This is a genomic window from Kerstersia sp., from assembly GCF_052103615.1.
GTDB lineage: Bacteria > Pseudomonadota > Gammaproteobacteria > Burkholderiales > Burkholderiaceae_B > Kerstersia.
The window spans coordinates 1-4,037 of record NZ_JBQEKA010000139.1 but is presented as its reverse complement, the minus strand read 5'-3'; the positions used below and the strand labels follow the sequence as shown (position 1 = coordinate 4,037).

Sequence of the window (4,037 nt, the reverse complement as noted above, 5' to 3'; positions counted from 1 at the left end):
GACATTGCCCGGCACGGCCCCCAGGCGCCGCGCCCGCGACCACACCGACTCTGCCAAGGCAGCATCGTGGTTGCCGGAAATCATGACCCACGGGCCGCGGAAACCTGCCATGGCCATGAACATGCGGTGAATCGTTTTATCGCGCACACCCTGCGCATCGAAGACGTCACCGGCCACCAGCACGGCATCGGCTTGCCACTGTGTTGCCTGCGCCGCAATCCGTTCGATCACGGCAAAACGTTCGGCGGCCAGCGCTTCCGCGTCGTCCTCTTCAAACTGCGAAAAGACCCGGCCGATCTGCCAATCGGCGGTATGAATAAAACGCAGCATGCGCAATCTCCAGCATTCAACAAGCAGCATGCGGCCACCGGAACAGGCGTACCGCCACTCTTCAACCGAGGCGCCCGGCCCCGGCCTGCCCTGACAGGGCCAGGCCCGCCGCCCCGCCTACCGCCGGCCTCAGGCCTGCAAAGGGGTCAACTGGATGATTTCCACCCAATAACCATCCGGGTCCTTGATGAAAGCAATATCTTTCATGCTGCCGTCTTCCAGACGCTTTTTGAACGGCACGTCCAAGGCTTCAAAACGCGCCTGAGCCGCCCGGATATCCGGTACCGTGACACAGAGGTGGCCAAAACCGCGCGGTTCGCTATTGCCATCGTGATACTGAAAGGCCGGATCTTTTTCCGTGCCGTGGTTATGCGTCAGCTCCAGCATCCCCGTCTGGGCCTTGCGCCATTCATGGCGTGCCTGCGCATCCTCGGGCATGACGCCCGGATCGGCCAGCAGCGCCAGGAAATACAGGCTGAAGCCAGCTTGCGGAAAGTCATGCTTTTCCACCATGGAAAAGCCCAGGATCCGTGTATAGAAATCCAGCGAGCGCTCGATATCTTTCACCCGCAGCATGGTGTGGTTGAATACGAAATCGCGCGTAGCGGCATCCGGGCTGGCCGTGACACCAGGCAGCGAATGAAGGTCTTTGATCGACATGGCGGCTCCTGATTAGGTTGGATACGTTCAATATCCGGCAATGCCGTCTAAACAAGCATTGCCGTAACGCCCGCGCCATTGCTGGCGCAGGCTGAGAAAGGGCAGACGCAGTTTACAACGCGCCCTCTTTCCCTGCGCCGGCCGCTTCCGCGCCTGTGCCGCGCAGCACTGGGCAGCACAGGCCGGCGCCAGTATGGCAAACGCAGTCCATCATCGTTCACAAAATAGAACTCTCAGTCATGATTGAAATCTGAAACCACCCTATAAAAACCCTCCAAAACCCGCATCAATACTGGATAAGAGGCAGTTTTAGACCCGGTGAATCAGAAAAACATGATTGTTCACCATCCCTCATGACCGCGCTATGATTTGTTCAACGGACAGGCCATGACTTTTCGTCATCCGCTGCCGGATCTCCACGATCTCCTTACTTATATCGCTGCTTAATCATGTCTGCCAAACCTCGCCTTCATATCATCGTTTCCAGCACCCGCCCCGGCCGCGTCGGCCCGACCATCGCGGCCTGGTTCCAGCAACTCGCCACGGAACATGGCGGCTTCGACGCCCATCTGGTCGATCTGGCCGATTTTGAATTGCCCGTCTATGACGAACCCAATCATCCGGTCATGCAAAAATACGAGCATGAGCACACGCGCCGCTGGGCTGCCAGCGTGGCCGCAGCCGATGCCTTCGTGTTCGTGACCCCGGAATACAACTTCACGGCGCCGCCCGCCCTGTATAACGCCTTGCAATATGTTTACAAGGAATGGAACTACAAGCCCGCCAGCTTCGTCAGCTACGCTTATGCCTCCGGCGGCCTGCGCGCCGTCCAGGATGTCAAAACCCTGCTGACCTCGCTGAAAATGGTTCCGCTGGTGGAACAGGTGATGGTGCCCATGTTCCCGCAACACCTGGGCGAAGATGGCAAGTTCATCGGCAATGAGCAGCATGCCGGTTCGGCACGCGCCGCCCTGGACGAACTGCTGCGCTGGACCAAGGCCTTGGCGCCGTTGCGCCAGCAATAAGCCAGGCCCAAGTCAGCCCCAAGCCAGGCCCGCGCCGCCTGGGCACGAAGCAAAACGCCAGCCGCCCGGCTGGCGTTTTGCATGGCGCGCGCCCGGCAGAGCGATTCCCCCCTGACAAGCCTGCCCAGCCAGGGAAAATTGGGGCAGCTATGCTACGCTCACTTCTGTGTTCTCTGGAGACGCCATGCTGTTCCTGCTATCCCCCGCCAAGAAACTGGACTATGACAGCGCCCTGCCCGCGCTGCCGCACACGCAGCCGCGCTTCGTGCTGCAAGCCGCTGAATTGATTACCGTGCTGCGCCAACTGTCTGCCGGCGATATCGCCGGGCTCATGTCGCTCAGCCCAGCGCTGGCCGAACTCAATCATGAACGCTATGCCAGCTGGGAACCGCACTTCACCCAAGCGGATTCGCGCCAGGCTATCCTGGCTTTCAACGGCGACGTGTATGAAGGCCTGGATGCCAGAACCCTGGCCGCCAAAGACCTGGACTGGGCGCAGAATCATCTGGCCATTCTGAGCGGCCTCTACGGCGTGCTGCGCCCGCTCGACTTGATGCGCCCTTACCGGCTGGAAATGGGCACCCGCCTGGCGACCGCCAAAGGCAAAACCCTCTACGCCTATTGGGGCGCGCAAATTGCCCAGGCGCTGCAAGAGCAGCTAGCCAGCAGCGGCGGCCCGGTCATCAACCTGGCCTCGGAAGAGTATTTCAAGGCGGTGGACCAAAAGACCCTGAATACCAGCATCGTGCAATGCGTATTCCAGGACTGGAAAAATGGTGTCTGGAAGATCATCAGCTTTCATGCCAAACGCGCGCGCGGCCTGATGGCCAGGCATGCGATCGACACCCGCGCCAAAACGCTGGACGATCTGCGCGGCTTCGCCAGCGAAGGCTATGCCTACGATGCGTCGGCCTCCAGCGCCGACAAGCTGGTGTTCCGCCGGCGCCTGGAAGATTGAATCTTTGACGGCTGATCATGGATAGCACCTATCTGCTATGGCGCAGCATCCATGTGGGCGCAGTCGTCCTCAGCGGCTGTTTGTTCATGGGCCGCGGCGCAGCCATGCTGCTGGGCCGCCCCGGCATGATGCGCCCCGCGCTGCGCTATCTCAGCTATGGCATCGATACCGTCTTGCTGGTCAGCGCCGTCACCCTGGCCACGGTACTGGCCCTCAACCCTTTGAGCACGCCATGGCTGGCGCTCAAGATCGGCTTGGTTGTCCTGTATATCGTGCTGGGTTCCTTCGCGCTCAAACGGGCGCGCACGCGCCAAGGCAAAATTCTGGCTTATGCCGCTGCACTGATCTGTTTCATCATGATTGCGCATCTGGCACACCGCCAGCCCGTCCTGTGGAGCTAAGCGCTGCCACTTATTGCTGTTGCCGCTCACCGCTGCCGCTTACGCCCCTCTGAACCGCCACTGCCACCATGTCCCCAGCCGCTGCTCCGACCCCCGCTGACACACCAGCCACCCCGCCCGCGCCGCGCCCGCAGATTGCGATTACCTATTGCACCCAATGCCTTTGGCTGTTGCGTGCCGCCTGGATGGCGCAGGAGCTGCTGTCCACTTTCAGCACCGAGCTTGGCGCCGTCGCCTTGCATCCTGGAACAGGCGGCATTTTCCAGATTCACTATGAGGGTGAACTGATCTGGGACCGCAAGCGCGATCATGGCTTCCCGGAAGCCAAAACGCTCAAGCAGCTGGTGCGCGACCGGCTGGATCCGGGCCGCGACCTGGGGCATATCGACCGTCATGGCCCGGGAACGGAGACGGCCCCCGGCACCTGACACCCGGGCCGGAATTCCCCGGCACACGGCAGTAAACCGCCGCCCGGCCAGCCATTCAGGCGCTTGCCGTATCCCCCCTGCGGCACGTCAACGCTGGCGGCCAAACATCCGGGCCATGACGGCATCACGCCGCGCCACCCGGTGCCATACCGCCATGACAATATGGCCAGCAATCAAAGCCAGCAGGCACCAGGCCAGCGTGCCGTGCCAGCTATTGCCAGGCGCCATCATCCTG

General features: G+C 61.3%; 7 protein-coding genes. 4 read left to right on the top strand and 3 right to left on the bottom strand.

What is annotated here, in order from left to right:
• The coding region (locus ACTJGZ_RS15880; RefSeq protein ID WP_441663861.1) for a metallophosphoesterase family protein at positions 1 to 330 on the bottom strand (330 nt) is incomplete at its 3' end.
• A gap of 129 nt (positions 331 to 459) precedes the next feature.
• Positions 460 to 990, bottom strand: a complete 531-nt coding sequence (gene gloA, locus ACTJGZ_RS15875; RefSeq protein WP_441663860.1) for a lactoylglutathione lyase — start codon at positions 988 to 990, stop codon at positions 460 to 462.
• Between the two features lie 449 nt (positions 991 to 1,439).
• Between gloA and ACTJGZ_RS15870 the strand changes: the two genes are divergently transcribed.
• From ACTJGZ_RS15870 to ACTJGZ_RS15855, 4 genes are all read left to right on the top strand, one after another.
• Positions 1,440 to 2,015, top strand: coding sequence for an NADPH-dependent FMN reductase (locus tag ACTJGZ_RS15870; protein WP_441663859.1), 576 nt, complete (start codon positions 1,440 to 1,442; stop codon positions 2,013 to 2,015).
• A gap of 184 nt (positions 2,016 to 2,199) precedes the next feature.
• A complete protein-coding gene (yaaA, locus tag ACTJGZ_RS15865) occupies positions 2,200 to 2,973 on the top strand; it encodes a peroxide stress protein YaaA (RefSeq protein WP_441663858.1) in 774 nt (257 codons plus the stop codon).
• Between the two features lie 17 nt (positions 2,974 to 2,990).
• Positions 2,991 to 3,374: a SirB2 family protein gene (locus tag ACTJGZ_RS15860; RefSeq protein WP_441663857.1), complete on the top strand. Its 384-nt coding sequence runs from the start codon at positions 2,991 to 2,993 to the stop codon at positions 3,372 to 3,374.
• A gap of 68 nt (positions 3,375 to 3,442) precedes the next feature.
• On the top strand, positions 3,443 to 3,802 hold the full coding sequence (locus ACTJGZ_RS15855) for a SelT/SelW/SelH family protein (RefSeq protein WP_441663856.1): 360 nt from the start codon (positions 3,443 to 3,445) through the stop codon (positions 3,800 to 3,802).
• Positions 3,803 to 3,889: 87 nt separating this feature from the next.
• Here ACTJGZ_RS15855 and ACTJGZ_RS15850 read toward each other — a convergent pair whose 3' ends face one another.
• The gene (locus ACTJGZ_RS15850; RefSeq protein ID WP_441663862.1) at positions 3,890 to 4,030 is read right to left on the bottom strand and encodes a cytochrome b/b6 domain-containing protein; all 141 of its coding nucleotides are present in this window, start codon (positions 4,028 to 4,030) and stop codon (positions 3,890 to 3,892) included.
• Between the last annotated feature and the right edge of the window lie 7 nt (positions 4,031 to 4,037).

Coding starts and splice junctions, on each gene's coding strand:
- gloA (WP_441663860.1), bottom strand. CDS start 990: ATGTCGATCAAAGACCTTCATTCGCTGCCTGGTGTCACGGCCAGCCCG.
- ACTJGZ_RS15870 (WP_441663859.1), top strand. CDS start 1,440: ATGTCTGCCAAACCTCGCCTTCATATCATCGTTTCCAGCACCCGCCCC.
- yaaA (WP_441663858.1), top strand. CDS start 2,200: ATGCTGTTCCTGCTATCCCCCGCCAAGAAACTGGACTATGACAGCGCC.
- ACTJGZ_RS15860 (WP_441663857.1), top strand. CDS start 2,991: ATGGATAGCACCTATCTGCTATGGCGCAGCATCCATGTGGGCGCAGTC.
- ACTJGZ_RS15855 (WP_441663856.1), top strand. CDS start 3,443: ATGTCCCCAGCCGCTGCTCCGACCCCCGCTGACACACCAGCCACCCCG.
- ACTJGZ_RS15850 (WP_441663862.1), bottom strand. CDS start 4,030: ATGGCGCCTGGCAATAGCTGGCACGGCACGCTGGCCTGGTGCCTGCTG.